The sequence below is a fragment of the Desulfuribacillus alkaliarsenatis genome (assembly GCF_001730225.1).
Lineage (GTDB): Bacteria > Bacillota > Bacilli > Desulfuribacillales > Desulfuribacillaceae > Desulfuribacillus > Desulfuribacillus alkaliarsenatis.
Genome location: NZ_MIJE01000011.1, coordinates 211,057 through 237,252, shown reverse-complemented (window position 1 = coordinate 237,252; position 26,196 = coordinate 211,057). Strand labels below are relative to the sequence as shown.

Below are 26,196 nucleotides of genomic sequence, written 5' to 3'. Positions count from 1 at the left end.
TGCTGCCCTTGCTGCTATTACCTTCCGCCCCTTAGCTCCGTCCAGTAGCGATCATAATCCCTTAATGTTTCACCTACATCAACTAACCATTCAGTCACATTAAGCACCGAATCTGGTAAGAATATCATTTCATTTGTCAAGTATTCTTCACTATGGTATTGATGAGCTGCTTGATTTGGGTTACTGTAGCCAATCCATTCGTAGTTTTGAGCACTTATCTCAGGCTCCATAATAAAGTTAATAAACTTCTCTGCTAGCTCTTGATTCTTTGCTCCCTTAGGAATGGCAAAGGTATCAGCCCAAACTGTAGCGCCTTCCTTCGGCACTACAAACTCTACGTTTTCACTTTCTTCATATATAAATGCTGCATCTCCAGACCAGACAGTTCCAATCCAAGCTTCTTCGGCAATAAATTTCTGCTTAATTGTATCCGTATCAAATGCTAATACATTCGGCAGAAGTGTCTTTAAATCCTCTACAGCTATAGCAAGCTCATTTAAATCCTGTGTACTATTAGAAAAACCATTCTTAATTAAAGCCATACCAATAGTTTCTCGAGGGTCATTCAGTAAAACAACGCGGCCTTGGTATTCATCATTCCATAAATCATTCCAGCTCGTGATTGGCCCAGTTACATAATTCGGGTTATAGGCGATACCTGTAACACCCCAAGTATAGATAATAGAGTATCTACTCTCTGGATCAAAAGGAGGCTTTTGTAGCGTCACTACAATATTATCCTTATTAGGTATGTTATTATGATTTAACTCAGCCAGCATATCTAACTCTATCATTATTTCGACCATATAATCTGATGGTTGAATTAAATCATATTGAGCGGCACCAGCCTGCAATTTTGCTAGCATTTCTTCATTGCTAGAAAACACATCATAGTTCACACGTACATCATAACGCTTCTCGAATTCGCTAATTACATCTGGATCAAAATTGTCTGCCCAGCTATAAATATTCAAAGTATCTTTAGATGATGAACACCCAACTGTTAAAGCTATTGACAATACTAATACAAATGCATAGACTGCTAATTTTTTCACTTTCATCCAACTCCTCATATTGTTATTTTCTAATTATTTTCTTAATATACATTTCATTGCTATGTAATCAAATGATACCTATCCTAATACAACGGTGTGTCAATATATACTCCTTGCGTTCTTATTTCCTCTGCGACGGATAAATTCTGCTGTAACTACTAAAATTATAGTAGTTAGAATTAACAACGTTGCAAGCGCGTTTACTTCTGGCGTAATACCCCTCTTAATCATCCCGTAGATGTATATTGGTAGAGTAGTAGAGTTAGGCCCTGCAACAAAGAAGCTAATGATAAAATCATCTAATGATAACGTAAACACTAGCAGCATACTAGCTATAATGCTTGGGGAAATCACAGGTAATGTAACTTTAAAAAATGTCTGGGCAGGGCTTGCCCCTAAATCTTGTGCTGCCTCCTCAAGCTCTCGGCCCATATCTTCTAGGCGAGTCATAACAATCAAAAAAACAAAGGGTATACTAAATGTCACATGTGCAAGTATTAGTGTAAGTTTACCTAAGGGAATCTGTAGCTGCGAAAACAAAATTAACAGCGACAGCCCCATAAGCAGTTCAGGTATTAACATCGGTAGATAAATCAAGGCCTTCCACAGAAATCGCAGACGGAATCGATACTTATAAAAGGCGTAAGCCGCCATTGTACCAAAAATAGTTGCTATTATAGTTGTTGATACAGCAACTATTAAGCTGTTACCCAAAGCCTCCAATACATAACGATTATTTATTAGCGATATGTACCAATCAAAGGTAAATCCTGTCCAGGCTGCATTTATTCTAGATTGATTGAAGGAAAATATGACTAAGATGAGCATCGGCAAATACATAAATATTATCATTCCATAGGAAAAGACCCTTAAACTCCTCATTTCGTCCCCTCCAGACGCTCTTCCCATTTCATCGCCTTATAATACAAAGCAATTAGTAGTGCAGACATAATCATCATTATTATGGAAATAGCCGCTCCAAACGGCCAGTCCCGTGCTGAAAGAAACTGGTTTTGAATTACGTTGCCCAAGAGCATCGATTTAGCTCCGCCCATAATATCTGGTACCACGAACATACCAAGTGATGATACGAATACTAAAACTGACCCTATAAGTATTCCAGGTTTAGTCAGTGGTAGGGTTATGTGCCAAAAAGCCTGCCATGGTTTTGCACCTAAGTCATGTGCAGCTTCAAGCTTTCTAACATCAAGCTTCTCCAGTGAAACGTATAATGGCAGCACCATAAAAGGCAGCAGTGTATAAATCATACCAAGCATCACTGATCCCCAGTTATATAGAAGTGCCAACGGTACATCTATAATACCTAAATTAATCAAGGTCGTATTTACCACACCCTGGGAACGTAAAATAATTACCCAAGCATACGAACGAATTAAAAAATTGATCCAAAATGGAATCATTATAAGTATTAACCAAATCATTTGCTGCGCTCTAGGTAGACGGGTTATATAGTAGGCAAGTGGATACGCCAGCAAGAGCGTCCCTAAAGTTGTCGCAACTGAAACAACTAAGGTGTCAAACAAAATCCTAAGATACAACGGCTCAAAAAAGCGTATGTAATTCTCCATCGTAAACTCAGCAATTAACTGACCATAAACTCCTCGCTGATAAAAGGAAATAATCAGCATGAATATCAACGGCAGTGCAAAAAATAAAGCTAACCACAAAAGCCCAGGCAACGCTAACAATTTGCCTCTAATTCGCATAAGTACTGCTATCAATTTAGCATCACCTCATCCTCCTGGGACCAAGAAAGCACTACTTCATCATTCTTTTGCCAGCTTGTTTTGCCTTTATGATAATCATATACGATGATTTTCTTATCTGCTTCATCCTTCGGAACGACATAGATTTTGTGGACATTACCTGTAAACACAATTTCTTGAACCAACCCTTGCTTCTTATGTAATAAGTGTTTTTGCAGGTCATTATCTGATCTTTCATTTTTATTAGCCAGTTCAATCGTTATATCTTCAGGTCGCACACAAAACCTCAAATCACCCTGCTGAAAAAAATTATTCTCACCAATAAATTTAGCTGCAAATGTTGTTTTAGGACTCCGATAAATATCCTGCGGTGAACCTATCTGCTCAATTTTCCCCTCGTTAACTATCACAATCCGATCCGACATCATCAATGCTTCTTCTTGATCATGGGTAACATAAACGAAGGTAATACCTAAGGTTTTCTGAAGATTTTTCAAGTCTAGCTGTAGACTTTTCCGTAGTTGGTAATCTAGCGCCCCTAATGGCTCGTCTAACAGCAAGACCTTCGGTCGATTAATAATTGCCCTAGCAATCGCCACTCGCTGTTGTTGTCCACCAGAAAGCTGAGCTGGACGGCGTTTACGAAAATTCGCTAGCTTAGTATAACTTAACACTTCTATAAGCCGTTTTTCCTGTTCGGCTTTTGGTACATTTTTAATTTTCAGTCCAAATAATATATTATCTTCTACATTCATATGCGGAAATAAAGCATATTGCTGAAACACCATATTCATATCCCGTTCATACGGTGCTTTACCCTTTTGGGGTATTCCATCTAGGTATATCTCACCACTCGTAGGCTGCTCAAACCCAGCTACCATACGAAGTAGTGTTGTCTTTCCACAACCACTTGGCCCTAATAACGTCAAGAATTCACCTTCATATATCGATAAATCCAACGGATGAATTACAACCTCGCCATCAAACTGCTTCTCAATCGCCTCTAAACGGATGATTGTTTGCATAGAACACCATCCTTCTATATATAAAATACATTACAAAGCATACTATAAAACCTATTAAAGCTTTTGTAAATAGCATTCAACAAAACACTATAACAGTTATTAATAATTATAGTTAAATTGAAATAAAAATGGTACAATATAATAGATATATAGTAATTTATTCCCATGTATTTGCTATGTTTTGCAAAATGGAGGTGTGCAGATGGAGCTTATTTTAACTGATCACGAACGCTGTGTTAATTGCAATAAGTGCATAAATGTATGTCCGACTGAATTCGCAAACACCGTTGTATCATACAAAGGTAAGTTAGTTCATTCTGTTAACCATGACCTCTGCATAGGTTGCGGCGAGTGCGTCATAGCTTGTAACCATAACGCCAGAGATTACATCGATGATACTGAAAGATTTTTCTCCGATTTAGCTAAGGGGGAAAAAATATCTCTTACCGTTGCCCCTTCAGCAAAATTTAATATCCCAAACCTATATAGGCTGTTTGGTTTTCTAAAAGCCAAAGGCGTTCGTTTGATATATGACGTAAGCCTTGGTGCCGATATAACTACATGGGCTTATATAAAAGAACTGACTGAATTAAATTTAGAAACCGTTATTGCCCAACCCTGTCCTGTGGTAGTCAATTATATTGAGAAATATAAGCCTGAGCTCATAGATCAACTTGCAGCTATCCAAAGTCCTTTAATGTGCACCGTTACCTATCTAAAAGAGTATAAGAAAATTAATGACAGCATTGCTTTTCTCTCGCCTTGTATTGCTAAATTAACAGAGATACGAGATGCAAATACTAACAATATGGTTCAATACAACGTTACATTTAAAAAACTCACTAGCTATCTCGAGAAGTATCAGGTTAACTTAAGCGAGTATGAAGAAATTCATTTCGACGATATCGATGCAGGTCTTGGAGTTGTATTTTCTAAACCTGGTGGCCTGCGGGAGAATGTCGAGTATCATAAACCAGGAGCTTGGATACGGCAGATTGAGGGAGCAAGACATTTATACAAGTATCTCGACCACTATAGCGTCAGATTAAAAAAAAACAAACAGGCCCCATTGCTTGTAGATTGTTTAAATTGTGTAGATGGCTGTAATATAGGTACGGGGACAGAAAAAGCAATTCCAATAGATGATATTGATGTTCAGATAAAGGCTATCAAGAAAATGCACTTAGAAAAGTGGGAAGAGCCAACTACATCTGGCAAACCAAAATACAACCTTTTTAATAAATTCGATCAAGAATTAAAGCTTGATTCATTCAAGCGCAGCTATACTGATAAATCAGACCTCGTTAAAGTTACAGAGCCTACACCCGAGCAATTAGATACTGTCTTTAAGAGCATGTACAAAATGCATGAAAAATCCAGGAAGGTAAACTGCTATTCATGTGGCTATCAGTCATGTACTTCATTTGCCAAAGCGGTCTTCAACGGGTATACACAAAAAGAAAATTGCTTCCGTTATAATTTAGAGATTAGCCGCCTTGAGCATGAGGAAAACGAAATAGTATACGGAGAGATTCAAAGATTAAATGAATTACTAGAACAAAAGGTTATCGAAAGAACAGAGGAGCTAGAAATTGTTAACGCTAGACTCGAAGAACTGTTACGCATAGACGCATTAACGGAAATTCCTAACCGAAAAGCATTTGATGAGCAGCTTGAGCGTGAATGGAACCGCTCAATTCGCGAGCAGGAACCACTATCTTTAATGATGCTCGACATTGATTGCTTCAAGCAATACAACGATAATTATGGTCACATACAAGGCGATTTATGCCTTAAAAACATTGCCAGTGCATTAGTCTCTAGCTTATTACGCACTACTGATTTCGTAGCCCGCTATGGCGGAGAAGAGTTTATCATACTATTACCAAACACTGATAAAAAAGGCGCTATCACTAAAGCAAATACAGTCCTTAAGCAAATTGCAAACTTAAGGTTAAAACACGATTATTCAGTAGTTACAGATTACGTTACTGTGAGTATAGGAGTTAACACAATAGTAGCGAGCGCACTCGATTCTAGTGAAGACTTTATAAAAGATGCCGACTTAGCCATGTATCAAGCAAAGGCAAACGGCCGTAATTCTGTCTTTCATATAAATGAACAAAAGTAAAGCCTAAGGGAATCTGATATGCTCCCCTTAGGCCTTTTTTATATACGTTTATGAATAATTTAATATGTTTAAGAATAGTAGTCTATTCTTAAGCTTTTTGCTGCCTTCGACGCAGTTTCTCTAGCAAGCTCTGTAGTTTGTTCTGTGCTTAACGCCACTGCCATCCTTCTTCCTACCTTAGTTTCTGGCTTACCAAAAACCCTAACCTGCGTGTTATTAAACTGTAATGCATCTCCAATATTTTCGATGGAGAAATCAGTTGTCTCACGACCTGCCTTTAAAGTATAAGTGGCACCAGGTGTAAGTAGCTGTATTGATGGTATCGGAAACCCAAGAATCGCTCTGACGTGCAGGGCGAACTCAGATAAATCCTGGGTAACAAGGGTTACCATGCCCGTATCATGGGGGCGCGGCGATACTTCACTGAAATACACCTTATCTTTTCCTATAAACAACTCAACACCGAACAATCCATAGCCACCTAGCTCATCTGTTACTACCTTTGCAATCCGTTTCGATTCCTCTATTTGCCAATCATCCATGTTGTGCGGCTGCCAGGATTCTATATAATCCCCATCTTTTTGCACATGCCCTATTGGCGCACAGAAGGTCGTACCACTAATCGAACGCACCGTTAACAACGTAATCTCTGATTCAAACTCTATGAACTCTTCGACAATAACCCTAGTACTTTTTCCACGGCTACCCTTCATAGCTATGTCCCAGGATTTCTCTACTTCACTATAATCCTTACATACACTTTGACCTTTACCAGATGAGCTCATGACAGGCTTAATAAAGCATGGTGTCCCAATATCTTCTACCGCTTGCTTTAGCTCCTCTAAGCTATCTGCAAATTTATAGCTAGCTACTGGTAGCTTCAGCTCTTCAGCAGCCAATCTCCGAATACCCTCACGATCCATCGTCAAACGCGTTGCCCTAGCCGTAGGCACAACATGGAAACCCTCTTGCTCGACCTCTAATAATACCTCAGTTGCAATAGCCTCTATCTCTGGCACAATAATGTCAGGCTGTTCTGCCTTTATTACCTCCATAAGGGCATCTCTATCAAGCATGTCAATCACATGAGACCTATGTGCTACCTGCATCCCAGGTGCATTTGCGTAGCGGTCAACAGCTATTGTTTCTACTCCTAATCTCTGCGCCTCAATAATTACTTCCTTACCTAATTCCCCTGATCCTAATAGCATCATCTTCTTTGCTCGTTTTGATAGCGGTGCACCGTACATCAAACAACCTCCTTACTATTATTATCGAAAGTATATACTAAATATATATTTGCTTCAATAACATTCGGTTGTTATCCTACCAATGCGTAAATTACGCCCACTACGCCTATTAGAGCAAAAACAAAGGCTGTTTTCGCTGGCATTTGTCCATCTCGCTCCATTGCTTTACCAAACATCCAAAACACAAACGGATGAACCAGAAATGGCATCGCAAAAATAAAAGGAATTAGCAACGCAGCCTCATCACCAAACATACCGCCTTGGATAGCTGCAAATAGACCAAAATGCGACAATGCAGAGCTTTGCGCCATAACAGCATGATCAATAGAAAAGTTACCTAAGCTAACAAGTAATAATCCGCCAAAGATAGCCGTTAGCTGCCAACCTAGGGAGAACTGCATTAAGCCTTTCACTTCATTTCTTTCAGACAAATCTGATGCTCTTAATGTCCTGATCGCCAAAACTGTGAAAACTATTCCGACAAGGGCAATCAACAGAGCCCAGCCAATCATTAGCTCACCCTGTTGTGCACTAATTGCTAACACAGAAAATACAAATATATGGGCAAAAAACGGTATGTTAATCATAATCGGTGCCCTTGAGGCCGCTTTGCCACCTAGGTCCCCAGCAGTACAAGCTCCTGTCAAACCAGAATGACTTAATCCCCCAGCCATCGCAGGGGCAATGTTACGCACATGATTAGATTTAGCTAAAAAGATTAAAATGCTTATCCCGCCAAACATCCAAAATATTTGACCAAAAAATCCATATAGCATTACATCTGTCATACCTGGCAATTGAAAAGCATCCGCTATTCGTGATCCGCCAATCATAAAATTCGCCGCCAATACAATCGGTATACCTGCGAATAGCATTGACCTGACCGTTGGCCCTGGAATCCAGCTATGCGCAATCGCCCCGATACCAGCTGATAGGAGCATTGCAAAGAAAATGTGCGGCAGCGCTATAACTGGTCTAATCCATTGAGCAAAATAAAACGAAATTACAACTACAGCGAGAATTGTTAGAATTTCTATTACACCTTTACGTATATATAACGGTTTATCTTTGACCGTTGCTTTGTGGTCAATAAATATCATAGCCCCAGCAATGCCTATATACGCTAACAAAGGATAGTATAGCGTTAAACTGTCATTGATGTTAACTGTAATTCTAAACAACGCATCAATACCCATCATTACAAAAAACGCACGTACAATATAAAATAACTGTGTACTTTTTGTGCCTAATATAATTTCTTCTTGAGATGGATTTACTAATGTATCCTCTTTAGTTTCGATGTTAGAAATAATTTTCCGTAGCTCCTGACCACCGACAAAGAACGATACCGTCAGAGCTACAAGTGTCATTTTACTTACCAAATCAATAACAGGAAATTCAATTAAACCAGGAGAAGCGATACCACTTAGCTGTAAAATATACCCCATCGCTAAGCCGAAGATTACTATTATCAATACTGGTGAATACCTTGTGCCCGCTACGGCTGTGCGAGCAATCAGAATCATTGTAATGACAAGAAACAACGTAATAAGTAAATGATTTAAAAATTCTAAGCCTCCAAACTGTCCCATAATAACCTCCACAACTTTTCATTTGTTATACACAGTGCCAACAATTAAATATCTAACAATTTCGCACTATCTATTACCTGTATCATATATAATATCACATCTGTATCATATATGGTAATATATCACTACTATAAAATATACTTTTTACTTTGCATTTAAAGTTCTTGCTTTTATTATCAATATATGATAACCTAAACAGGTGAAAAGTATAGATGATATATAGTTGTTGCGGCCTCTACAAAAATTAAGATGGTTTAGCAAGAGAAATGTTTCAATTTTATGCTTTTTGAATACTTTTTATTAGGAGGCCAATAATATGACTGGCAAAGTAAAATGGTTTAATGCAGAAAAAGGTTTTGGATTTATCGAGCGTGAAGGTGGAGACGACGTATTCGTACACTTCTCAGCTATCCAAGGCGAAGGTTTCAAAACACTTGAAGAAGGTCAAGAAGTTACATTTGACATCGTTGATGGAAACCGCGGACCTCAAGCAGCAAACGTAGTTCGTGCTTAATTAATAAATTAAACATCGTATTACATGAAGGCATTATTCTACAAGTGGAATAATGCCTTTTTATACGTATTATAAATACATCGATATTACTTATGGAATTTCTATTGCATTCATGAGCATAATAATATTAGTTATAATACACAAACAATGATATGCTTATATTTAAGAAACAAACAAAAAAGGAGTTAGATACATTGATTACATTTTATGATTTAGGTTTAAGCCATCACGTTATTAAAGCCATCTCAGATATGGGCTTTGAAATGGCAACACCAATCCAAGAACAAACAATTCCAAAGGCTTTAGAAGGCGCAGATTTAATTGGACAGGCTCAAACTGGAACAGGAAAAACAGCAGCATTCGGTATACCTTTGATAGAGACTTGTGATATCAAAAACAATTCTGTTCAGTGCTTAGTAGTTGCTCCTACGAGAGAACTAGCTATGCAGGTTGCTGAAGAGCTTAATAAGCTCGGTCAATACAAGGGTGTAAAGACAGTACCTATTTACGGTGGACAGGATTTCCAAAGGCAAATCCGCGCTTTAAAAAACAATCCTAGCATCATCGTGAGTACACCTGGACGATTACTCGACCATATTCGCCGTCGCACTATCCGTTTAGACGCTGTAAAAACAATCGTACTAGATGAAGCAGACGAAATGCTACAAATGGGTTTCATTGAAGATATCGAAAAAATTCTGGAAGAGCTGCCTGAAGAAAGACAAACATTATTGTTCTCAGCTACAATGCCTCCGAAAATACAGGCTTTAGCTCAGCGCTTCATGAATAATCCAGAGAGCATTAAAGTTCAATCGAAAGAAGTTACTGTAACAAACATCGAACAACAATACATAGAGCTTCCAGAAAAACAGAAATTCGATGCATTATGTCGCCTATTAGATATCCACTCGCCAGAGCTTGCAATTGTCTTCGGCCGTACAAAAAGGCGTGTAGATGAATTAGCTGAAGCTTTGAGTAAGCGTGGATACGATGCAGAAGGTATTCATGGAGATTTGACGCAGTCTAAACGTGAGCAAGTCTTACGCAAGTTTAAAGAAAAAACCATCGAAGTACTTGTAGCAACTGACGTTGCAGCACGTGGTCTTGATGTTAGCGGTGTTAGCCATGTCTTTAACTTTGACATCCCACAGGATCCAGAAAGCTATGTCCACAGAGTTGGCCGTACTGGACGAGCTGGCAAAAGCGGACTTGCTATTACCTTTGTCACTCCTAGAGAAATATATCACCTTAAAACTATCGAGAATATTACTAAGCGTAAAATTGATCGACATCCAGTACCAAGCATGAGTGATGTAATAGAAGGCAAACAGCGCCAAGCAATGGATGAGCTGCTAGATATGATTGAATCTGGTGACTTCAAAAGTTACCGAGAGTCAGCAGAAGAATTGCTAAAGGATTACGATTCTACAACTGTTGTTTCTGCCGCACTTAAGATTTTAATCAAAGAACCTGATACAACACCAGTTACGCTTACTGGAGAAGCTCCAGTAAGGGCGAAAGGACCTAAAAAAGATTTCAAACAGGGTGGCTTTTCAAACAGAGGCAAAGGCAGCCGTAGCCGCAACTTTAGCGATAAAAACTACGGTGGCAAAAAAGGCGATAAAGGCAAGTACACTGACCGATCAGCAAAAAAACACAGAGATAAGAAAAAATAAATACAAAATAAAGAAACAACAATTTCCTGCTCATAGGCAAGAAATTGTTGTTTCTTTTTTAATTTCAAATTAAATTCAGATAGTTCGTTGTAATTTATTCTTCAAGTTCTTCTTTAAGCTCTTCTTCAAGCTCTTCTAACAGCTTATCAAGCTCAGTCTCTTCTTCATCTTCATCTAATAAATCAAGGGCGTCTAAGTCCCCAAGACCTATATCAATATCTCCTGTTTGGTCTTCATAATCGACACTTTCCCCTAATATCTCACTAACAAATCTAAGCGGAACTAAGGTTCTATTGTTCGTAAGCTGCGCTGGCACTTCCAGTTGATATGCCTCTCCGTTTACTATCACTTCAGCGCTATCTAGAAATAGGATAATTTCTTTACCGTCTTTAGTTATTGTAATCTTCTTTAGTTCTTGATCCCACTGTACCTCTGCTCCAAGACCTTCGGTTATCGCCCTAACAGGCACCAATGTTCTTCCTTCACGAATTACTGGCGGCACATCATACTTCAGCGTTTTACCTTTAATAAATAGTCGTTCTTGCACTGCCCTCGCACGTAGTGCCTGTTTCTCAGCTTGCTCTAAACGCTCCTGAGCTTGCAGCAGCTGCTGTCTCTCAGCTAGCTGCTGGCGTAATTCCAACGCACCTTCTCTACCTAACTGGTTTGTTAAAGCTTGAGCTCGCTCGAATTTCTGCTTGAATGCTACCGCGTTTTCACCCTCTTGGCTGTATAAATCGTAAATCAGCTCTTCTAACTCAGCGATTCTCGTAATCTTATTCTCAAAGGAGTCTCTTGTATTATGAATTGCCTGCGCTTCTCTAAGTAATCGCGTTTTAATTTGCGGGTCTCCGATGCTAGTAATCATTTGTCTGAGTTTTTGCATTTCTGCTAGGTACAGACGATGAACATCTCTTTCCTCAGCTACATTAGGCTGTTTTGGTTCAATCTGCTCGCGCTGCGGTTGTTGCTCGCTACTCAAAATCGCCCTAACCTCTCGCTCAACTTGATTTAAGCGCTTTATTTTTGATTCAAAACTATCCCGTGTATCGTAAACAGCTTGTACGTTTTGGATGTACTCAGATTTTTTATCATTGTTCCTAATTTTAGCCACCATATCTCTAACTTCTGCCATCTTAGTAAGATACTGTTGCTCTATCGACAACTGCTCTCTGATATTTGTATTTTGCTGATTTTGAGGTAATATCTGAGGCCGTTCTACTGAAGGTCTCTCATTTGTTTGATTTGTTGCTCGGTTATTCGAAGTATCTGCTATTGCAATACTGCTAAGCGCTAACATTGCAGCCGTAGATATTACAACAACTCTTTTAATGTTTTTCATCATTGTCACGCTCCTTCTTAATTTATAATCGCTTTCACGCTGTTAATATCAGTTCGTACTCTTGTAATTGCCTGTATTGTTCGGTTTTGGGTCGCTAGTAATTGGTCTAATTGTTCAATAGTATTGCTGCCCTGCGTAGACCGATGTAATCTATTGATGGCGGCTAATTGCCTTTGCAATTCAGCATTAGAACGCTCTAGTAAATGCCTACTGTCTTGCATTAGACTAACTAATTCTCTAATAATTCGAACCTGTTCTTCCGTTATAGATTCTGGCCTCTTCCTCATAGCTTCAATTAGTCGTTGCGTTTCCATTAAATTCCTACGCAGTTCGTTTTGCTGACGAAGCAGGTCTGTCTGCTGACTGCGCACTTCTCTAATTTTCATTTGTACTAACCGGTTTTCGGCTTCTGCACCTATTACCCGCTCTTCTACATGACTACGAGCATACGCTGAATTAGAGGAAACGACAATACATAATGCTAATAATATCAATATAAGTTTTTTTTTTAACATCATCGCTCCTCCTAGTCAGCTTCTGACTCCGTAATTATTTTTTCCATATCATCTAACGACTTTAGTAATTGTTCGATTTCACTTTCAAGCTGCTCAAGTACTTCTTGAGAGCTTGTTACAAGCTGATTTTCCGATTGAATTATAAGCTTCTTGTTTGTCCCTTGTTCATCGTTCTGATTAACAACGTGGGGGTTTTCTTGCTTTTGTTCTTGAGTATTGCTTTTGGTTTCTTGTTGATTAGTTTCTATAGATTCAATAGAGTTTTTATCAGTGTTCATCTGCTGCTCATGCTGTTCTTGCAGCTCTTGCTGCGCTTCTTTAGCTTTTGGTGCTTTTGGTGCTTCTTGCTCTTGTTGTGCTTCAGCCTCGTTATTGTTTTGTAATTGTCCATCCCTAGTTACTCCGCAACCGGTACTGGTTACTAGCAAAATAATAGTTACACTCAGTAACAACAACTTTTTCAAGCCTTTCCCCTCCTTCAGCCCCCTTTCGCAACCTGTTAAGATTATTGTAACGGGAACTTGTTTCTATGGTATGAGCAAATTGTAAACAGTTTGTAAACAAAAACCACATTAATCTTTAACCGTTTACGCTTTGGTAGTTTTATGCTTTAGGTAATTTCACTATCATCGTAGTTCCATTATGCAACTTGCTTTCAACTTGTATTTCGCCATTGTGTAAATTAACGATATTTTTTGCAATAGCTAACCCAAGACCTATACCCCCATGGCTTTGATTCCTAGATTTTTCTACACGATAGAATGTATCAAAAATATATGGTTGTTCAGACTCTGGAATTCCTATACCCGTATCTTCAATAATAATATTTATTGAAAACAGTTCTTCCTTCACATGCACTCCAATTTTTCCACCTTCAGGTGTATATCTAATGGCATTCTCTAGTATATTCCTAACCACCTGCCTAATACGATCATCGTCAATTTCCATTAGCATTTCTCTATTATTATTTATATTTAAATGTAATTGTTTAAGGATTATCTTGTCTTTTAATAATTCTATTACATCGTTAGTGAGTCGCTGAATATTAACTACTTTTTTGTTCAGTCTAATATTGCCAGACTCTAGTTTCGCTAACTCTAGTAAGTCATTTGTAATCCTTGTCAGCCTATTAATTTCTTGCAGCGTGATAGTTAAGTATTTTTGCTGGTCTTTTATATCTATTACTCCATCTAAAATCCCTTGAACAAATCCACGAATAGCAGCTAATGGAGCCCTCAATTCATGGGAAACTCCCGCTATTAGCTCACGACGCATTTTCTCCGTCTGCTGCAATTGCCATTTCATTTCATTAAACGAGTTAACAAGCTGACCAATTTCATCGTTACTAGAGACTTGTAAATCCATCGTGTCCTTACCAGCGGCTAGCTCCTGTGCGCTATTACTAACTGCAATTATTGGTTTTGAAATGCTCTTTGATACGAAAAATACCAAGATAAAGCCAACCGCAAATGCAACCATAGCAGTTATTATAATCATATCTATGACTTTTTCTAAAGTAAGATCAAGTTTACCCACTGGCGTAAATAGTATAATCGCTCCAATAACTTCGCCACCAATTTTTGCTGGCATCCCTACTCCGGTTACATATGAATCGAGGCTTTCCGAATATTGTCTATGGCTAACAACTGTATTACCATAGTAGATTTCCTGTAGGTTTTGCAGCAGCTCATCATCATCAAGGTTAATCTGTTCTTTTAAATATTCACGATTACGCAAGTAATCTCTGCCTTCAATTACTATAATACGAGCATTAGCAATTTGCCCAGTTGTGTTAATTGAGCGAATTAAATCCTGTTCATTTATGTCACCACGTTGATATTGAACAAGTAATGTATTAATATACTGTCCTGCGTCTAATAACATATTTTGATTACGCTCAAATAGCTCAGCTTTAAAAAACTGAAATACGAGCATCGATAAAATAGCTATTATAGCAGCTAGTATTAATAGATATGTGATTAGTAGCTTCCTATAAAGTCCAAACATGTTGTTACCCCTTTGTTTCGATTTCTAACTTATAGCCTACTCCCCAAATCGTCTTCAAGTTTACACCATTGTTATCACCAATTTTTTCCCTCAGCCTTTTCACATGTACATCAACAGTTCTTGTTTCTCCGTAGAACTCATGACCCCAAACCTTATCAAGTAACTGCTCTCTTGAAAAAACGGTTTTAGGATTCTTCAGCAAAAAGAATAATAGTTGAATCTCTTTCGGCTTTAGCTCTATAGGCTTGTCATTAACTAATACTTCATAGGTAGCAAGATTAGCTTTTATATCTCCTGCAATTATAATATTAGCATCTAGCATTTTATTACCATTGGTTACTTTGCTACGTTTTAGCAAAGCTCTCACCCTAGCTACCACTTCCTTGGGGTCAAAGGGTTTAACTACGTAATCGTCAGCACCGTAATCAAAACCCATTAGCTTGTCCTCAGTAGTATCCTTAGACGTCAGCATTACAATAGGAACTTCACTATCTTTACGGATTAACTGACATACTTCCCAGCCATTAATTATTGGTAGCATAATATCTAAAATCACTAGATTTGGACTTTCTTTACGAAACATATCTAAACCTTGACTACCATCACTTGCAAATACTAGACTATATCCTTCACGTTCGAGATATAGCCTAAGTACTTCATGAATATTCAAATCGTCATCAACAATCAACAGTTTATAATCCATTTATACATCACCTTACACTTATTAATTTTCACGTTATCTTAATTATATCGGTTATTAAGATATTATGTTAATTAAATCACTTTACTTCCTACAACTTCCATATTATAATGAGTGAGTACTCACTTTTAATCTAACTTTGAATGAAATGGAGAGGATATTGTGTCTACTAATAACTGTGTTGTTGTAAATGACGTCTCTAAGTTTTACGGGACTAGCCAGGTTCTTAAAAATATTTCCTTGGAAATTAACACTGGTGAAATTTTTGGACTATTAGGTCCATCTGGCGCTGGCAAAACCACTTTAGTCAAAATGCTATCTGGAATCGAACAGGCTACTAACGGTTCTGTTAAGGTACTTAATGACTTGATGCCTAATTTACATACGATGGGACGAATAGGGTTTATGGCGCAATCAGACGCGCTCTATGAAGAGCTGACTGCTGAAGATAACTTGGATTTTTTTGCAGAAATATATGGACTTAATAGCTCACAACGAAGCGCAAGAAAAAAGCAAGTAATCAATCTTGTTAATTTGAACAATGATATCAATAAGCCTGTCCGTCAATTTTCTGGTGGAATGAAACGCCGCTTATCCTTAGCTATTTCTCTCTTACACAATCCCGAGATTCTTATCCTAGATGAACCAACTGTCGGCATAGACCCTATCCTCAGGCAGGCAATCTGGGACGAATTAGAAGCACTACGGTTGCAGAATGTTACGATAGTAGTCACAACCCATGTTATGGATGAAGCTGATAAATGCACACGACTAGCAATGATTCGCGATGGTCATATTATTGCCGTTGGTACTCCCGAAGCATTAAAAAGCAGCACTAATACTTCATCACTTGAAAAAGCCTTCTTACAGTATGGTTCTACAGCTTTGGAGGTGTAATCGCATGCGTATATTTGCTATTGTAAAACGTATAATCAAACAATTTGCCAGGGATAAACGCACCCTCGCCTTAATGCTTGTAGCGCCCTTACTAATTCTTACCTTGATGTATCTTGTGTTTGCATATGATGAATATAAACCAACAATAATCACATACAATCTTCCACCTAGTATCACTGAAGCTTTAGAGCAACGAGGCGCGATAATACTTGTAGATTCCGTTGAACGAAATATTTCACCAGAAAAAGAGCGACGGATAATGATAGAATCACATAACGCTGACGCATACGTATCCCTTAACGTGCACGCACAGACACCTAAATTGTCTGTTACTTTAGAAGGTAGCGACTCGATAATTAATCAATCAATTTTGTTATTAGTCCAGCAGGCCGCCTCGGACTCAATGGTTAGCAGCGATTTCGCCTACGAATTATCCTACATTTATGGCGGCGCCGATTTAACATTATTTGATACAATCGGACCTATACTAATAGGCTTTTTCATATTCTTTTTTGTGTTCTTAATTTCTGGGGTGTCATTTCTTCGGGAACGTACTACAGGCACACTAGAGCGTCTATTAGCTACACCACTAAGACGCTGGGAGTTGGTATTGGGTTATATTCTTGGTTTTGGCATTTTCACAACACTACAAGCTGCACTTATATCCTGGTATGCTATTTCTGTGCTGGGAGTTATACAGGCTGGTGCCTTCTTCAGCGTTTTGTTAATAACATTCCTGTTAGCTATGACGGCATTAACATTAGGAACATTATTATCTGCCTTTGCAAACAACGAGTTGCAGATGGTACAATTTATCCCTATAGTAATTATTCCACAGGTGTTTTTCTGCGGGTTGTTCAATTTAGACGCAATGCCTACTTGGCTTAGCTCTATTAGCTACATTATGCCGCTAACCTATGGAGCTGAAGCCCTACAGGAAATCATGATTCGTGGCAAAGGCATAAATGACGTCCTGCCGAACATCTTAATTTTACTTGGCTTTGCAACAGCTTTTTGCTTGTTAAATGTTCAAGCACTTAAAAAGCACCGTCAGTTATAACGATTAGAAAGGAGCATTGAATTTAACGTGGAAGAGCATAAATGGGTAGAGGAAATTATAAATGCAGCAGAACAAAACAGTTCATCTAGCAAGCTTTCTGAAAAGCAGCTTAAAATAGTAGAAGCCGCGATTGAAATTTTTGCAGAAAAAGGCTATTCCAATACATCAACTAATGAAATTGCAAAAAAAGCAGGGGTCGCAGAGGGGACAATTTTTCGACATTATAAAACAAAAAAAGAGCTTTTATTAGCTATCGTAACGCCTACTCTAACTAAGGTTATAGCGCCTTTTCTAGCGAAAGATTTCGTTAAAGAAGTGTTTGCTCCTGATTATAAGAGCTATGAAGAATTTTTAGAGGTATTAGTTCGTAATCGCTATCATTTTGTAAAAAGTCGTTTGCCTATATTGAAAATTTTCCTTCAAGAGGTTGCATTCCATAATGAACTGAATAAAGAAATTAAAGATTTATTCACAAAACACGTGTACGTAGAGTTCACTAAAATAGTCGACCACTTCCAAGCAAAAAATCAGCTTATCCCGCTCCCATCAGACACGGTAATTAGACTAACGATTACAACAGTAATAGGCTTTCTAATTACCAGATTTATTATTTTACCTGATTACGATTGGGATGATGAGCAAGAGATTGCTTATACTGTTAAGTACATTGTGGCTGGACTTAAAGCCAACTAATATAAATGCTAGCTAATTAGCTATTTAATTAGCTAGCTAACCTAGCAGCTTATGCACTGTCTCAGTAATTCGTTCAAGATTAAATGGCTTTTCAATTAAAAATTGGTATGTACTATCTTCTGGGAAATTGCTAAATTGTTTCTCTGATCCAGTTATTACTATTACAGGTGTTGTTGAATATCTAGGATTCTGCCTCATTGTCTCTATAACCCGCCGACCGTTTAGATGTGGCATGCAGTAATCGACAATCATTAAGTCAATATGCTGTTTCTTATTGAAGATACTTATAGCTTCTAAACCATTATATGCTTTAATAATTGTGTAGCCTTCTTCTGTTAAAAGTTCTTCTAGAACAGCTACAATTGCAGCTTCATCATCGACTATAAGAATTTTTTTGGTTGTCATATACATGCTCCTCAATTTTAGGCCATGGGTTATACTTTAACAACTTAACATTCTATACTTAAACATCTTATACTTACTTATAACATATCAAAAACCCCCTGAAAAGCATTAAAAATTTATACAGGGGGTTTCGCTGTTATTTAGTTTAAAATCTGATTAACTTCTTCTTCATCAACTTCAGTTATGTACGTTATACCACTGATTTCTGCAGCTTCTCTGGTTAGTGTTGCGATATCAGTTCGCTCAATTAAATCTAAACGGAACTTCCTCGATCCACACATAAGCTGCCGCAGGCCTTGCTTCAAACGATCAAAATATGTATAAATACCTATTGCTCCAGGTGGTAGCTTTTTGAAATCGTCTCCTAGCTTTTCTTTTAACTCAGTCGCTAGGATACATATCTCCTCAATGCTATTACCATAATGACTATATTGTTTAAATGGCTTTCCTTGCTCTAATGTGCTGGCGATGTTTTCTCCTACAAATGAAGCTAACACTGCCGTTCGCGACATTCCAATTGCTTTCACAAATGGTGCACCCAGGGCAAAGCCTTTGAACATATGGTCTTCAAGTGAAAAGCCCGCCGCAAGTGATACATTAGGCACAAAGCGCCCTTGATCCTGTAAGCGCTTTAAATATTTGTAAAGTAGGGAGTGCAGCTCAACCATCGGCACACCCCACTCATTCATCATTCTCCACGGGCTCATACCTGTTCCACCACCAGCTGCATCAACTGTTAACAAATCAATCTTAGCATCGGAAGCAAACTTAACGGCGCGCGCTAAATCCGCAGGTCTATATGCACCTGTTTTAAGAAACACCTGTTTCGCTCCAGCGCTACGCAATTCCTGCACGCGCTTGTGGAAAGCTTCCTCTTCAACCATTCCTACTCTTGAGTGCCTTTCAAACTCTTTAAATGCCCCTGCCTTAAATGCTTTAATGACCGTTTCCTTTTCTGGATCTGGTAATACGATGTAACCACGCTTTTTTAGTTCTTGCGCCTTTTCTAAGGAATCAATCTTTACTTCGCCACCAATATCTTTAGCTCCTTGTCCCCACTTAACTTCAACCGCTTCTACACCGAGCTTTTCAATCGCATACTCCTGAACACCTAGTCTTGTATCCTCAACATTAGCTTGGACTACGGTTGCTCCAGCCCCTTGATACCAATTTCTAAAGTAATTCACTCTGCTTTCAAGGTTAGGAGAACTTGTAACCCTACCATTTTTTATTTCTAGCTTTGGATCCATTCCGCATACATTCTCACCGATGACGATTATTGAACCTGTAATCGCTGCACCTGCAGCCATACCTTCCCAATGCTTTCCTGCAATATTTGTTGAACCCATACCAGCAATCACAATTGGGGTCTCTAGCTTAATTTTATTGTCCACCCCAATTTCTGTACTTACGTCAACATTAGGGAAGATGGCTACATCGGAATCTGCTTCAACTCCATGGGCGCCTACTGCAGTGCCCATAATATTAAAATGACTATAATCAACAGGATAATCTTTTTCAGAACCAGCCGTTATCCTACCAAAAGGCTGTGGGTAAAGTACTTCCTTTCCCCTATAAGCTGACTTGCCTACTTCGCAAAGCCCTGGACACTCGTCATTACAGGTTGCACATAGCCCACTAAATGGCGATATTGAGTTTGGCGTTCTATTCTTTGCTAAAATTGCATCTGAGCGATTAGGTTTACTAAATGTCATACATAACTTCCCCCTAATAATAAAGTTACCTTCCAATATACAATCAGAAGGTTATTAGACGTTATTAGTATGACAATTTCCAGCAAATACATGCATTTATAGGAATTCGATATGGCTTCTATAGCTCCTGCTCTAGCTTTTTCTGAATATATGGAACTAGCATTCTATATCCCCTAACCTAAGATTTTCTTAGCTTCCCATAGTCTTTGACAGCCTGTAAAGGTAACGGCAGCTGCAAATAGCAATGCTGTAGCCAAAAGATATCCTGGCAGTAATAGCATAATTGAGAACAGTAGAAAACCTTCTGTTCGCTCAGCCAGACCAGCTTGATAATAGAATGATTTTCCACCCTTTTTCTCAGACACGGCCCCGACCGTTAGGAATACTGTCATCGAAAAGATGATTGCAACACTAAGAAGCAATAGAGTCCAGATTGCTTCGGGAAACTGATAAGCGAGTGCTAAAATGATACTTATTTCAACAATACGATCGAAGGTAACATCAAGTACAGTTCCCCATCCTGATGTTTTAGTCATACGTGCCATTGTGCCATCTACTGCGTCCAAGAAACCCGATATCCACAAAACAATCAGCGCAACATAGAATTGACCAAACAGAGCAAATAATCCAGCCGACACCCCAGTCACAAAGGAGAGCACAGTTACTTGATTAGCTGTCATACCGATTCTCACAAATGCTTGTGCAGCTTTCTCTATTACTGGTTGTACATATGGTCTTGCGTGGGTGTCTAACATCTTAACTCCCCTTTATTGCTAGCTTTTTTATTGCTAGCTTCTTTATTATTTAGCTGATGTACTTTTGCATCATTATCAAAGTAGTATATATCTTGAGTATTAGCAGTCACTATAACTAAGTTACCAACATCTATATTTGTATTAGCTTTAATAATTAATTCAAGGGTGGCAGGTGTGCTTTTTTTACTTTTACTATCATGATTAATAAGCGTTACTTTATCAAACCATTGTCCATGCTTGATAAAGCGGCTGTTGATTTTACCCTGCCAAGTCAACTCTCCCTTAGTGATTGCCTGCAGCTTCGATGGTAGTATTTTTAGCTTCTCTAATGGAATAAAAGCTTCTTGATTAAGAACAATTCCATTACAATAAAACTCTGCTACAAAAGGAGTTTCTGGTCGATTGTATACATCTAGTGACTTACCAATCTGCTCAATCTTTTGCTGGTTCATAATCGCCAGCTGATCACCGATAATCATAGCCTCTTCCTTATCGTGGGTAACGAAGATTGCCGTAATTCCCTCTTCGTTAAGAACAACTTTTACCCAATCACGAATACTTGTTCTTAAGTCAGCATCTAAACTGCTAAATGGCTCGTCTAGTAGTAGCAGCTTTGGCTTCAAAATCAACGCCCGCGCAAGTGCTACCCGCTGCTGCTGTCCCCCAGATAGCTCATAGGGATAGCGCTTCCCATAGTCTGGCATTTCAATCCGTTCTAATAGCTGATACCCTGACTTAATTGCTTCGTCCCTGTCAACTCCCCTAACCTTTAAACCATAGGTGATGTTTTCAAGTACCGTCATATGCGGGAACAATAAAGGCTGCTGGAACATCATTACTACGGGACGTTGCTCAGGTGGCATCTGAGTTATGTCCTGATTGGCCAGTATAACCTTTCCTGATGTCAAATTTTCAAAGCCTGCAATACAGCGAAGGAGCGTAGATTTTCCTGTCCCAGATGGTCCTAATAGACTTAATATCTGTCCTTGGCTAATCGCTATGTCTACTTGATTTAAGACTGGCTTGCCGTCATATTCTTTTGTAACTCCACAGCAGTTAACAAACATGCCCCTTACCTCCTTCTTGCACAGCTTCTTCACGATAACTAAAGCTTCTTTGGTATGGTATTGCATAACGGAAAAATAGCTCTATCACAGCTAAAAACAAAATAGGTATAAGTGCAAACAACAAAGAAAAACTTGCAATTACAGCATTATCTACCGTCTGTAAAAACGGGTAGTAAATCATTGCTAGTGTAATAACACTCCCACCACTAACGATAGCCGTTAACGCATATTGACTTAATGAAATTAAAAATACTAAGAAGATTGTCGTACGTATACTAGGTAATAACATTGGTAATGTCACAGTTAAAAAGCACTTCCAGCTTGACGCTCCTAATGTTCTCGCTTGCTCCAGCCACCTTTGACCCATCCGTTCATATCCAGTGCGTAATATTCTTATTGCATAGGGTACAGTTGGTATACAGTGGACTAGTACAACTCCCCAGACCGTATTTGCTAAACCAAGCCTAATCATTGTTAAATGAATACCCATAGCAACTGCTAATGCTGGTACAAGAATAGGCATAAAAAGTATAACATCTACGATGGTTTTTCCTTTAAAGTCATTAAAGGCCATAGCCCTGCCTGCTGGAATTGCAATTAACAAATTTATAGCAATAACGATTGTCCCCACTAGCACTGTAATGCATACTGCAGATAAAACCTTAGGCTCTTGTAAAAGCACCTGCCAGCCACGCAAACTAAATGCCGTTGGCAAAACACTTCCCCAGCTCCAGCGAAAAGCAAAGCTTTGTATCACTAAAAGTGCAATTGGCAGCACTACCACCAATATAAAACTGCCAACCAACAGATATTTCAAATAATTAACGTGCCCAACCTTTTCACAAGTATTTCTACTATTACACATATCATTATAGTCCCTTCATCATTCGGTATCGTGATTTTTGCAGCAGGAACAGCGCTAGGAATGATACAAATAAAATCATCACCGTCAGCAATGACATCGCAGCCATTGCCAATGGTCGTTGACTCCAGCTTCCTTCATAAAACCACTGATAGGTAACCACTGACAGCATCTTTGGAAAGGTTGATCCTAACAGGTAGGGAATCTCAAAGGCCGCTATGATAAAGGCAAACAATATAATTCCTACCTCTATAACCACTGGATAAAGCCAAGGCCACTCCACCGTAAAGAATACTTGACGCTTATTACTACCTAGAGTTCTAGCAACTTCTAAATAGCGTTTATCTAGCTGATAATAGACTGGTAAGACCATCAAGACAACAAAGGGCACCTGCTTCCATATATACGCCAATATAATCCCAATTCCCGCACGATCCATCACTAGAATCGGGAACTGAGACTGATATTCTATCAAACCTAGTTGATAGCCGATGCTAGAAAACCACCCACTTGGAGAGAAAAGTAAAATAACCATGTATGCTGCCACAAAATGGGGTATCAGCATTGGCACCCAAGTAAGTAATTTCGCATAATCGCTAATAAAGCACTGATATAACGTTCTAGCTATAATGACACCAATAAATAGCGAAATCAACGTTGATATTGACGTTACTTTTATACTAAAAATGAAGGATTCCCAAAACACATCATTAGCTATTAGGCGTTGATAGTGCTCTAGTGTCCATGATTCTCCTACTCCCGTACCTCCTGAAACACTTTCTACAAATGCACTGACAACTCCATAACCAACGATTACAACTACAAATAAAATACCTGGAAGTAGCTGTAGCTTAGTTGCGGACAACCTCATTAAACCATTGTTCTTGAATCCAGTTAACATATTCAGCACTCACTTCTGGCAAAAACCGTTCTTGTAATACATCTGCAGGCAATACAGATTGTCCGCGATCAATTGAATCTAGCTGCTGGCGGTATGTCTCTGACAGCTTCGTTGGATCTAAAGACATGTTTTCCCCCCACATGCCTGGTTCCATCTTTGCCAGCTGCGCCTCTGGGGATAATAAGTAATTGATAGCTACCATTGCACCTGCTGCATTAGGGCTATTGAATGGTATCGATAGGAAATGGGTGTTACCTATTGACCCAGGCTCCATGACGAAGGTTCTTGTTGATTCTGGGAATGTTCCATTGGCGATTAGGCTTTCAACACGAGCTTCATTGTAGCCCATAGTCATCCAAACCTCACCCTGGCTATATAAGCGATCCAATTCCGTTAAAGAAGTAGGATATGTCTCGCCTTTTCTCCAAAGATTTGGCTTAATATCATTTAGATAGTCCCACATAGGAACACTGCTTTCCTCTACAAAAGCATCAGGGTCAGGGGTGTTTAGTAGTGTTTCTACATCGACTGTATTATATAGTAAATGACGTAAAAACGCATTACCAGTAAAATCGCTCGCTTCTGGATATGTAAATCTGCCTGGATTTTCAGTCATCCACTGCCTTAACTCTTCAAAACTAGCAGGCGGATTCGGAACTTTATCCTCATCATACACATAGACAAATTGCACTTTACCCCAAGGTGCTTCTAAGCCTTCAATCGGTGTGCCAAAATCAAATTGTGCATCTAAGCTTGTCATATCTATATATGCTTGAACATTTGGCAGCTGTTGTACAAAATCTCCCCATAAAAGTTCATTTTCTTTAGCATTTTTAAAATTCTCACCATTTAACCAAATAACATCTATAGTACCTGCGCCTCTATTAGCGCGTTTCTCTGTCATTAGCTTTTGTAATACTTCATTTATATCCATCGGTGTTCTGTTTAGCGTTACATCGAATTGCTCCTTCAAGCGTGGTGCAATCCATTCATCCATATAGCGGTTAATGCCCTCATCTCCACCCCACATAAAGATACGCACCTCAGAGCCTTTTGCTAGACTTTCAATAGTTGACCAATCTTCTTGCAATAGATTTACTTCTTCGTTTTTAACTTCTATACTTGAATTACCACAGGCTGCAATCAATAAAGCTATTATGCCTATTGTTGCTAGTAACATAATTTGCTTCATTTTTTTAGTTAATCTTAATCTCATTACTAATACCACCCTTTTTATTTGTTGTTTAATGCTAGCTCTTTAATAGTTAGCTCGCAATATAAAAAAAGAAGCCTATAAGCTCCTTTTATAAATTATATAACTCTTGTTTATAGATGTCTACGGAGAGCCGACAGTATAAATACCATCATTCCAATTCAGAATAATAGACCGTTATCCAAAACTAACAATCATAATAGCGCCCGCAACAACAACACATGCAGCTACTATTGTGTAAGGCATTATAACTTCTTCCTTACGCAAGATAAGCTTACTTAAAATAATTGTTAGAATCGGCTCTAGAGCAACAATCACAGACACGTAAGAAACCTGAATGAACATCATTGCTAAGAAGAATGACAGGACGGCAATACTAGTAAATACCCCAGCAATTACAAAATAATAGTTTATTGTTTGATATTGCTGCTTTATCCTATCTACAATATCACCTTTTCGCCCCTCCATTACTAACGTAAGCACAAGCGCCACAGTTGCACTTATAAAGGCTCCGAAAAATGGATCTGGCAGGTGTTCAACACCTAGCTTGCGCACTCCTTGTCCTACACCAAATGCTATTGCAGAGGCCAACCCAAATAAGTATCCCGTTCTTAAAAGCTGATTTTCCATGCTAGCTTTGCTAGTGTGTCTTACCATATAAAAGCCTTGAATTCCTAAGCCGCTTAGCACAAGAAGCATACCTAAAAAAGGTAGAAACTTAATAGACTCATTTAAAAACATGACAGCAAACAAGATTGTAAATATTGGCGCACTGTTTTTTATCGCTGTACCCCTAGACGGACCAACCTGCCTAATACTTTGAAACAACATGACCCTTCCAATAAAAGTAGTAAACACACCCGCTACTATATAAACAATTAATCCTATTAGCGTGATTTCAATTGCTACAAAAAAGAAACGATAGATTAACCATGCAATTGTAAGAAATATTGCATTTATGAACACAGTCATAAGCATACCATTATCTTTGCTTTCGGGCTTCATGCCCTTGCGAATCATAATATTGCTAGTTGCAAAGCATAATGCCGTTAGAGCTGCAAAGAAAAAGCCCATTCATTCATCTCCTCAATAAA

Annotated in this window: 25 protein-coding genes; 6 read left to right on the top strand and 19 right to left on the bottom strand. The window is 38.6% G+C overall.

The annotated features are described in order from the left end of the window. Window positions 1-17 precede the first annotated feature (17 nt). The 4 genes from BHF68_RS06870 to BHF68_RS06855 all read right to left on the bottom strand — a co-directional run bounded on the left by BHF68_RS06870 (window position 18) and on the right by BHF68_RS06855 (window position 3,807). The gene (locus BHF68_RS06870) at window positions 18-1,061 is read right to left on the bottom strand and encodes a polyamine ABC transporter substrate-binding protein (RefSeq protein ID WP_069642896.1); all 1,044 of its coding nucleotides are present in this window, start codon (window positions 1,059-1,061) and stop codon (window positions 18-20) included. A 93-nt stretch (window positions 1,062-1,154) separates the two neighbouring features. Further along, a complete protein-coding gene (locus BHF68_RS06865; protein ID WP_084019264.1) occupies window positions 1,155-1,937 on the bottom strand; it encodes an ABC transporter permease in 783 nt (260 codons plus the stop codon). Next, window positions 1,934-2,782 (bottom strand): ABC transporter permease, encoded by an 849-nt coding sequence (locus tag BHF68_RS06860; RefSeq protein WP_069642980.1) that lies wholly within the window; start codon window positions 2,780-2,782, stop codon window positions 1,934-1,936. The genes BHF68_RS06865 and BHF68_RS06860 overlap by 4 nt, the downstream gene beginning before the upstream one ends. Before the next feature lie 11 nt (window positions 2,783-2,793). After that, window positions 2,794-3,807 (bottom strand): ABC transporter ATP-binding protein, encoded by a 1,014-nt coding sequence (locus BHF68_RS06855; RefSeq protein WP_069642894.1) that lies wholly within the window; start codon window positions 3,805-3,807, stop codon window positions 2,794-2,796. Between the two features lie 202 nt (window positions 3,808-4,009). On the opposite strand from BHF68_RS06855, the gene BHF68_RS06850 reads away from it, so the two are divergent. After that, on the top strand, window positions 4,010-5,938 hold the full coding sequence (locus BHF68_RS06850) for a diguanylate cyclase (RefSeq protein WP_069642893.1): 1,929 nt from the start codon (window positions 4,010-4,012) through the stop codon (window positions 5,936-5,938). Window positions 5,939-6,006: 68 nt separating this feature from the next. Here the strand turns inward: BHF68_RS06850 and purT are convergent, their stop codons facing one another. Next, window positions 6,007-7,188, bottom strand: a complete 1,182-nt coding sequence (purT, locus tag BHF68_RS06845) for a formate-dependent phosphoribosylglycinamide formyltransferase (protein ID WP_069642892.1) — start codon at window positions 7,186-7,188, stop codon at window positions 6,007-6,009. Window positions 7,189-7,259: 71 nt separating this feature from the next. Continuing rightward, on the bottom strand, window positions 7,260-8,780 hold the full coding sequence (locus BHF68_RS06840; protein ID WP_245669646.1) for a hypothetical protein: 1,521 nt from the start codon (window positions 8,778-8,780) through the stop codon (window positions 7,260-7,262). A 316-nt stretch (window positions 8,781-9,096) separates the two neighbouring features. On the opposite strand from BHF68_RS06840, the gene cspD reads away from it, so the two are divergent. After that, a complete protein-coding gene (gene cspD / locus BHF68_RS06835) occupies window positions 9,097-9,294 on the top strand; it encodes a cold-shock protein CspD (protein ID WP_069642890.1) in 198 nt (65 codons plus the stop codon). A 194-nt stretch (window positions 9,295-9,488) separates the two neighbouring features. Continuing rightward, entirely contained in the window at window positions 9,489-10,970 is a 1,482-nt protein-coding gene (cshA, locus tag BHF68_RS06830; RefSeq protein ID WP_069642889.1) for a degradosome RNA helicase CshA, read from the top strand. 94 nt (window positions 10,971-11,064) lie between these two features. Here the strand turns inward: cshA and BHF68_RS06825 are convergent, their stop codons facing one another. The 5 genes from BHF68_RS06825 to BHF68_RS06805 all read right to left on the bottom strand — a co-directional run bounded on the left by BHF68_RS06825 (window position 11,065) and on the right by BHF68_RS06805 (window position 15,537). Beyond that, on the bottom strand, window positions 11,065-12,315 hold the full coding sequence (locus BHF68_RS06825) for a stalk domain-containing protein (protein ID WP_069642888.1): 1,251 nt from the start codon (window positions 12,313-12,315) through the stop codon (window positions 11,065-11,067). 14 nt (window positions 12,316-12,329) lie between these two features. After that, window positions 12,330-12,827, bottom strand: a complete 498-nt coding sequence (locus tag BHF68_RS06820; protein WP_069642887.1) for a hypothetical protein — start codon at window positions 12,825-12,827, stop codon at window positions 12,330-12,332. Between the two features lie 11 nt (window positions 12,828-12,838). After that, complete coding sequence (locus tag BHF68_RS06815) at window positions 12,839-13,291, bottom strand: hypothetical protein (protein ID WP_069642886.1); 453 nt, start codon at window positions 13,289-13,291, stop codon at window positions 12,839-12,841. Between the two features lie 139 nt (window positions 13,292-13,430). Continuing rightward, on the bottom strand, window positions 13,431-14,834 hold the full coding sequence (locus BHF68_RS06810; protein ID WP_069642885.1) for a sensor histidine kinase: 1,404 nt from the start codon (window positions 14,832-14,834) through the stop codon (window positions 13,431-13,433). A gap of 4 nt (window positions 14,835-14,838) precedes the next feature. After that, window positions 14,839-15,537 (bottom strand): response regulator transcription factor, encoded by a 699-nt coding sequence (locus tag BHF68_RS06805; protein WP_069642884.1) that lies wholly within the window; start codon window positions 15,535-15,537, stop codon window positions 14,839-14,841. Window positions 15,538-15,696: 159 nt separating this feature from the next. On the opposite strand from BHF68_RS06805, the gene BHF68_RS06800 reads away from it, so the two are divergent. From BHF68_RS06800 to BHF68_RS06790, 3 genes are read left to right on the top strand one after another with little or no spacing between them, the layout of a single operon-like run. Then, complete coding sequence (locus BHF68_RS06800; protein ID WP_069642883.1) at window positions 15,697-16,431, top strand: ABC transporter ATP-binding protein; 735 nt, start codon at window positions 15,697-15,699, stop codon at window positions 16,429-16,431. Window positions 16,432-16,435: 4 nt separating this feature from the next. Next, window positions 16,436-17,491, top strand: coding sequence for an ABC transporter permease (locus BHF68_RS06795; protein WP_069642882.1), 1,056 nt, complete (start codon window positions 16,436-16,438; stop codon window positions 17,489-17,491). A gap of 27 nt (window positions 17,492-17,518) precedes the next feature. Next, window positions 17,519-18,184, top strand: coding sequence for a TetR/AcrR family transcriptional regulator (locus BHF68_RS06790; protein ID WP_069642881.1), 666 nt, complete (start codon window positions 17,519-17,521; stop codon window positions 18,182-18,184). 36 nt (window positions 18,185-18,220) lie between these two features. On the opposite strand, the gene BHF68_RS06785 is transcribed toward BHF68_RS06790, so the two are convergent. From BHF68_RS06785 to BHF68_RS06750, 8 genes are all read right to left on the bottom strand, one after another. After that, window positions 18,221-18,589 (bottom strand): response regulator, encoded by a 369-nt coding sequence (locus BHF68_RS06785; protein WP_069642880.1) that lies wholly within the window; start codon window positions 18,587-18,589, stop codon window positions 18,221-18,223. Window positions 18,590-18,729: 140 nt separating this feature from the next. Then, window positions 18,730-20,304 (bottom strand): FMN-binding glutamate synthase family protein, encoded by a 1,575-nt coding sequence (locus tag BHF68_RS06780; RefSeq protein WP_069642879.1) that lies wholly within the window; start codon window positions 20,302-20,304, stop codon window positions 18,730-18,732. Between the two features lie 173 nt (window positions 20,305-20,477). Continuing rightward, window positions 20,478-21,059 (bottom strand): CDP-alcohol phosphatidyltransferase family protein, encoded by a 582-nt coding sequence (locus BHF68_RS06775; protein ID WP_069642878.1) that lies wholly within the window; start codon window positions 21,057-21,059, stop codon window positions 20,478-20,480. After that, window positions 21,053-22,126, bottom strand: coding sequence for an ABC transporter ATP-binding protein (locus tag BHF68_RS06770; RefSeq protein ID WP_069642877.1), 1,074 nt, complete (start codon window positions 22,124-22,126; stop codon window positions 21,053-21,055). Before BHF68_RS06770 ends, BHF68_RS06775 begins: the two co-directional genes overlap by 7 nt. Beyond that, window positions 22,116-22,991 (bottom strand): ABC transporter permease, encoded by an 876-nt coding sequence (locus BHF68_RS06765; protein ID WP_069642876.1) that lies wholly within the window; start codon window positions 22,989-22,991, stop codon window positions 22,116-22,118. The genes BHF68_RS06770 and BHF68_RS06765 overlap by 11 nt, the downstream gene beginning before the upstream one ends. Before the next feature lie 4 nt (window positions 22,992-22,995). Continuing rightward, entirely contained in the window at window positions 22,996-23,889 is an 894-nt protein-coding gene (locus tag BHF68_RS06760) for an ABC transporter permease (protein ID WP_084019261.1), read from the bottom strand. Continuing rightward, window positions 23,840-25,105 carry an ABC transporter substrate-binding protein gene (locus tag BHF68_RS06755; protein ID WP_245669645.1) on the bottom strand — a complete coding sequence of 422 codons (1,266 nt, stop codon included), beginning with the start codon at window positions 25,103-25,105 and terminating at the stop codon, window positions 23,840-23,842. Before BHF68_RS06755 ends, BHF68_RS06760 begins: the two co-directional genes overlap by 50 nt. A gap of 174 nt (window positions 25,106-25,279) precedes the next feature. Next, window positions 25,280-26,176 carry a DMT family transporter gene (locus BHF68_RS06750; protein WP_069642875.1) on the bottom strand — a complete coding sequence of 299 codons (897 nt, stop codon included), beginning with the start codon at window positions 26,174-26,176 and terminating at the stop codon, window positions 25,280-25,282. Between the last annotated feature and the right edge of the window lie 20 nt (window positions 26,177-26,196).